Annotated in this window: 1 protein-coding gene, 2 tRNA genes and 3 rRNA genes; 1 reads left to right on the top strand and 5 read right to left on the bottom strand. The window is 50.6% G+C overall.

The features are described 5' to 3' along the window. Positions 1-12 precede the first annotated feature (12 nt). The 5 genes from rrf to IB243_RS26920 all read right to left on the bottom strand — a co-directional run bounded on the left by rrf (position 13) and on the right by IB243_RS26920 (position 5,344). Positions 13-125, bottom strand: a 5S ribosomal RNA gene (gene rrf / locus IB243_RS26940). Between the two features lie 143 nt (positions 126-268). Then, positions 269-3,147, bottom strand: a 23S ribosomal RNA gene (locus tag IB243_RS26935). A 367-nt stretch (positions 3,148-3,514) separates the two neighbouring features. Then, positions 3,515-3,590: transfer RNA gene (locus IB243_RS26930), tRNA-Ala, on the bottom strand. A 53-nt stretch (positions 3,591-3,643) separates the two neighbouring features. Beyond that, positions 3,644-3,720 (bottom strand) — tRNA-Ile (locus IB243_RS26925). 91 nt (positions 3,721-3,811) lie between these two features. Beyond that, a 16S ribosomal RNA gene (locus tag IB243_RS26920) occupies positions 3,812-5,344 on the bottom strand. The 16S, 23S and 5S rRNA genes sit together here with 2 tRNA genes alongside, the layout of an rRNA operon. A 262-nt stretch (positions 5,345-5,606) precedes the next feature. Here IB243_RS26920 and IB243_RS27245 point away from each other — a divergent pair. Next, positions 5,607-5,857, top strand: a 251-nt coding sequence (locus IB243_RS27245; protein WP_225585423.1) for a hypothetical protein, incomplete at its 3' end; no start/stop codon positions are given.

The raw sequence follows: 5,857 nt of genomic DNA, 5'->3' as shown, positions 1-5,857 counted from the left end.
TGGGCTGTAAGAGCCTGACGATGACCTACTTTCACACGGGAACCCGCACTATCATCGGCGCAAAGTCGTTTCACTGTCCTGTTCGGGATGGGAAGGAGTGGGACCAACTTGCTATGGTCATCAGGCATAACTTGGTGCTGGGCTGTTCATGGAACAGCCTGGCGAATTCATAGAGTTTGGAATCAGATTTTGTGTCTTTTGACTGCGTCAACTTGGCATAACAATCTTTGAGCTTTTCACACTTTCGTGTGTTGGCTATCAAAGTTATAGGGTCAAGCCGCACGAGCAATTAGTATCAGTTAGCTTAACGCATTACTGCGCTTCCACACCTGACCTATCAACGTCCTGGTCTTGAACGACTCTTTAGGGGGCTCAAGGCCCCGGCAGATCTCATCTTGAAACGAGTTTCCCGCTTAGATGCTTTCAGCGGTTATCTCTTCCACACTTAGCTACTCGGCAATGCCACTGGCGTGACAACCGATACACCAGAGGTGTGTCCACTCCGGTCCTCTCGTACTAGGAGCAGGCTTCCTCAAATCTGCAGCGCCCACGGAAGATAGGGACCAAACTGTCTCACGACGTTTTAAACCCAGCTCACGTACCTCTTTAAATGGCGAACAGCCATACCCTTGGGACCGGCTACAGCCCCAGGATGAGATGAGCCGACATCGAGGTGCCAAACACCGCCGTCGATATGAACTCTTGGGCGGTATCAGCCTGTTATCCCCAGAGTACCTTTTATCCGTTGAGCGATGGCCCTTCCATACAGAACCACCGGATCACTATGTCCTGCTTTCGCATCTGCTCGACTTGTCAGTCTCGCAGTTAAGCACGCTTATGCCATTGCACTATCGTCACGATGTCCGACCGTAACTAGCGTACCTTCGAACTCCTCCGTTACGCTTTGGGAGGAGACCGCCCCAGTCAAACTGCCTACCATGCACTGTCCCCGATCCAGATAATGGACCTAGGTTAGAACCTCAAACACACCAGGGTGGTATTTCAACGTTGGCTCCATGAGATCTAGCGACCTCACTTCAAAGCCTCCCACCTATCCTACACAGATCTGTTCAAAGTCCAATACAAAGCTACAGTAAAGGTTCATGGGGTCTTTCCGTCTTTCCGCGGGGAGATTGCATCATCACAAACATTTCAACTTCGCTGAGTCTCAGGAGGAGACAGTGTGGCCATCGTTACGCCATTCGTGCAGGTCGGAACTTACCCGACAAGGAATTTCGCTACCTTAGGACCGTTATAGTTACGGCCGCCGTTTACTGGGACTTCAATCAAGAGCTTGCACCCCATCATTTAATCTTCCAGCACCGGGCAGGCGTCACACCCTATACGTCCACTTTCGTGTTTGCAGAGTGCTGTGTTTTTATTAAACAGTCGCAGCCACCGATTTTTTGCAACCCCGTTGGGCTCGCCTTGTACAGGTTCACCTACTTGGGGCATACCTTCTCCCGAAGTTACGGTATCAATTTGCCGAGTTCCTTCTCCTGAGTTCTCTCAAGCGCCTTAGAATACTCATCTCGCGCACCAGTGTCGGTTTGCGGTACGGTCGTCAATAGCTGAAGCTTAGTGGCTTTTCCTGGAAGCAGGGTATCACTCACTTCGTCTGCAAGCAGACTCGTTATCACCCCTCATCTAAGCCCGGCGGATTTGCCTACCAGGCACGACTACAGGCTTGAACCAACATATCCAACAGTTGGCTGAGCTAACCTTCTCCGTCCCCACATCGCACTATTGATCGGTACAGGAATATTGACCTGTTTCCCATCAGCTACGCATCTCTGCCTCGCCTTAGGGGCCGACTCACTCTACGCCGATGAACGTTGCGTAGAAAACCTTGCGCTTACGGCGAGGGGGCTTTTCACCCCCTTTAACGCTACTCATGTCAGCATTCGCACTTCTGATACCTCCAGCATCCGTTACCAGACACCTTCACAGGCCTACAGAACGCTCTCCTACCACTTGCAATAAATTGCAAATCCGCAGCTTCGGTAACTGGCTTAGCCCCGTTACATCTTCCGCGCAGGACGACTCGATCAGTGAGCTATTACGCTTTCTTTAAATGATGGCTGCTTCTAAGCCAACATCCTGACTGTTTTAGCCTTCCCACTTCGTTTCCCACTTAGCCAATTTTAGGGACCTTAGCTGGCGGTCTGGGTTGTTTCCCTCTTGAGTCCGGACGTTAGCACCCGGTGCTCTGTCTCCCAAGCTGTACTCGTCGGTATTCGGAGTTTGCATAGGTTTGGTAAGTCGCCATGACCCCCTAGCCTAAACAGTGCTCTACCCCCGACGGTAATACTTGAGGCACTACCTAAATAGTTTTCGGAGAGAACCAGCTATTTCCAAGTTTGTTTAGCCTTTCACCCCTATCCACAGCTCATCCGCTAGTTTTGCAACACTAGTCGGTTCGGACCTCCAGTACCTGTTACGGCACCTTCATCCTGGCCATGGATAGATCACTTGGTTTCGGGTCTACACCCAGCGACTGATTCGCCCTATTCGGACTCGATTTCTCTACGGCTTCCCTATTCGGTTAACCTTGCCACTGAATGTAAGTCGCTGACCCATTATACAAAAGGTACGCAGTCACCCTTGCGGGCTCCTACTTTTTGTAAGCATGCGGTTTCAGGATCTATTTCACTCCCCTCCCGGGGTTCTTTTCGCCTTTCCCTCACGGTACTGGTTCACTATCGGTCGATTACGAGTATTTAGCCTTGGAGGATGGTCCCCCCATATTCAGACAGGATTTCTCGTGTCCCGCCCTACTTGTCTCTACCTTAGTACCACACGTCTGTTTTCGCATACAGGGCTATCACCTGCTATGGCCGGACTTTCCATTCCGTTTTGCTAACAGTCGTGCTATCAATAGAAGGCTCTTCCGATTTCGCTCGCCACTACTTTCGGAATCTCGGTTGATGTCTTTTCCTCGAGCTACTGAGATGTTTCAGTTCACCCGGTTCGCCTCGCATGACTATGTATTCATCATGCGATACCTCTTGCGAGGTGGGTTTCCCCATTCAGAAATCTCCGGATCAAAGCTTATTTGCCAGCTCCCCGAAGCTTATCGCAGGCTATCACGTCTTTCGTCGCCTGTAATCGCCAAGGCATCCACCACATGCTCTTAGTCACTTGACCCTATAACTTTGACGTTTCTTGCGAAACACCGCCGTCTAATCTTTCAAGGACTTGCCAGGTCTTTCACCTGACGCGTTATGCCGTAAACAACTTCAACCCTTTCGAGTTGTCATCGTATTACTTAAGAATTTCAAACTAGGTTTGAATATTCGTTTTGACGCAATCAAAAATTCTTGTTGCTAGCGGCACGGTCTGCACTAAACCTTTACGAATGTGCAGTTTCCGCTAGCAACTCTGATTCGACTCTATGAATTTTTAAAGAACAGCCGATTGATCAATCGATATTGATCAACAACAAAACAGCCTCGCATCATTTCTGATCCAAAGCCGCTTTGGTGTTGAGTAATCTCTACTCACTATTTGTTGTTGGTGGAGGATGACGGGATCGAACCGACGACCCCCTGCTTGCAAAGCAGGTGCTCTCCCAGCTGAGCTAATCCCCCAATCCGGTCTTCATCCCCGCAAATTTCTCTGCAGCTATCCGTCCATTGGAATTTGGTGGGTCTAGTTGGGCTCGAACCAACGACCCCTGCGTTATCAACACAGTGCTCTAACCAGCTGAGCTACAGACCCATTCCACATCCTTGCGAATGACTTCGCAAGTCAGCAGCTTGTTCCAACAACCGATAAGTGTGGGCGTTCAATATTGAATGCAGTTTTCCAGAAAGGAGGTGATCCAGCCGCACCTTCCGATACGGCTACCTTGTTACGACTTCACCCCAGTCACGAACCCTGCCGTGGTAATCGCCCTCCTTGCGGTTAGGCTAACTACTTCTGGCAGAACCCGCTCCCATGGTGTGACGGGCGGTGTGTACAAGACCCGGGAACGTATTCACCGTGACATTCTGATCCACGATTACTAGCGATTCCGACTTCACGCAGTCGAGTTGCAGACTGCGATCCGGACTACGAATGGCTTTATGGGATTGGCTCCCCCTCGCGGGTTGGCGACCCTTTGTACCATCCATTGTATGACGTGTGTAGCCCCACCTATAAGGGCCATGAGGACTTGACGTCATCCCCACCTTCCTCCGGTTTGTCACCGGCAGTCTCATTAGAGTGCCCAACTAAATGTAGCAACTAATGACAAGGGTTGCGCTCGTTGCGGGACTTAACCCAACATCTCACGACACGAGCTGACGACAGCCATGCAGCACCTGTGTTACGGTTCTCTTTCGAGCACTCCTCTATCTCTAAAGGATTCCGTACATGTCAAAGGTGGGTAAGGTTTTTCGCGTTGCATCGAATTAAACCACATCATCCACCGCTTGTGCGGGTCCCCGTCAATTCCTTTGAGTTTCAACCTTGCGGCCGTACTCCCCAGGCGGTCAACTTCACGCGTTAGCTTCGTTACTGAGTCAGTGAAGACCCAACAACCAGTTGACATCGTTTAGGGCGTGGACTACCAGGGTATCTAATCCTGTTTGCTCCCCACGCTTTCGTGCATGAGCGTCAGTACAGGTCCAGGGGATTGCCTTCGCCATCGGTGTTCCTCCGCATATCTACGCATTTCACTGCTACACGCGGAATTCCATCCCCCTCTACCGTACTCTAGCTATACAGTCACAAATGCAGTTCCCAGGTTGAGCCCGGGGATTTCACATCTGTCTTATATAACCGCCTGCGCACGCTTTACGCCCAGTAATTCCGATTAACGCTTGCACCCTACGTATTACCGCGGCTGCTGGCACGTAGTTAGCCGGTGCTTATTCTTACGGTACCGTCATGGACCCCAGGTATTAACCAGAGTCTTTTCGTTCCGTACAAAAGCAGTTTACAACCCGAAGGCCTTCATCCTGCACGCGGCATGGCTGGATCAGGCTTTCGCCCATTGTCCAAAATTCCCCACTGCTGCCTCCCGTAGGAGTCTGGGCCGTGTCTCAGTCCCAGTGTGGCTGGTCGTCCTCTCAGACCAGCTACAGATCGTCGGCTTGGTAAGCTTTTATCCCACCAACTACCTAATCTGCCATCGGCCGCTCCGTCCGCGCAAGGCCTTGCGGTCCCCTGCTTTCATCCGTAGATCGTATGCGGTATTAGCAAAGCTTTCGCTCCGTTATCCCCCACGATCGGGCACGTTCCGATGTATTACTCACCCGTTCGCCACTCGTCAGCATCCGAAGACCTGTTACCGTTCGACTTGCATGTGTAAGGCATGCCGCCAGCGTTCAATCTGAGCCAGGATCAAACTCTACAGTTCGATCTTGATTTTTTTCGCTCTTTCGAGCAACTCATAATTAAGAATTGAAGTGAACTTCACTTCTCTCTCATGAGCGTTTGTAGTGCTAAGCACTAGTTCCAAAGAACTTGGCACTCGCCATCAAACGCCCACGCTTATCGGCTGTATATTTTTAATGAACCGGATCACTCACAAAGACCGAAGTCTTTCTTTGCTTTCCCGACTTAGCTGCGATCAGCTGAGCCTTGAATTCTAGCACAGTTTTTGAAGAGCTGTCAAACTTTTGAAAACTTTTTCGTTTTCACCACCTTTCAAACCCAGTGTCTTGCAACACCCTGCTCTACTCAGCGAAGCCTTGAATTATATACCGGTTTTTACACCGCCTACAACTCAAAACCAAACTTTCTTCACCACCTTCTCAGCCCCTGCAGCAACAAGGCCTCAGCCCCATCACCACCCGAACAACCAGCTCTCTGCATTTCTGCAGAACCGCCTCAGTAGCGAAGCCCTCGACTATAGCACTAGTTTTAGGGG

Origin of the sequence: Acidovorax sp. ACV01, assembly GCF_014851495.1 — a bacterium.
GTDB classification, from domain to species: domain Bacteria; phylum Pseudomonadota; class Gammaproteobacteria; order Burkholderiales; family Burkholderiaceae_C; genus Acidovorax; species Acidovorax radicis.
The sequence above is the reverse complement of the archived record's forward strand: the minus strand, read 5'-3'. Positions and strand labels throughout refer to the sequence as shown.